Origin of the sequence: Psychrobacter sp. CAL346-MNA-CIBAN-0220, from assembly GCF_040309805.1 — a bacterium.
Classification (GTDB): Bacteria; Pseudomonadota; Gammaproteobacteria; order Pseudomonadales; family Moraxellaceae; genus Psychrobacter.
Map to the genome: position 1 here is coordinate 1 of NZ_JBEOPF010000432.1, position 260 is coordinate 260.

General features: G+C 39.6%; 1 protein-coding gene. It reads left to right on the top strand.

Features of this window, described 5'->3' with window-relative positions:
• The coding region (locus AAEY88_RS14260) for a hypothetical protein (RefSeq protein ID WP_350563444.1) at positions 1-260 on the top strand (260 nt) is incomplete at both ends.

Genomic DNA, 260 nt, shown 5'->3' on the forward strand with positions numbered 1-260 from the left:
CTATATTGCATGCCGCCTATGGTGATAAGTGGTCTGCGACGGTATTAAACAATTTATTGAAGTCCGTTAAGTCTCGCGACTTAAACATTTGGCTACGAGATAAGTTCTTTGAGCAACATTGTAAATTGTTCCAGCACCGTCCATTTATCTGGCATATATGGGATGGCTTACCGGATGGGTTCTCTGCTCTAGTTAATTATCATCAACTCGATTACAAAGGCTTAGAGCGCTTAATTTATACTTACCTTGATGATTGGATT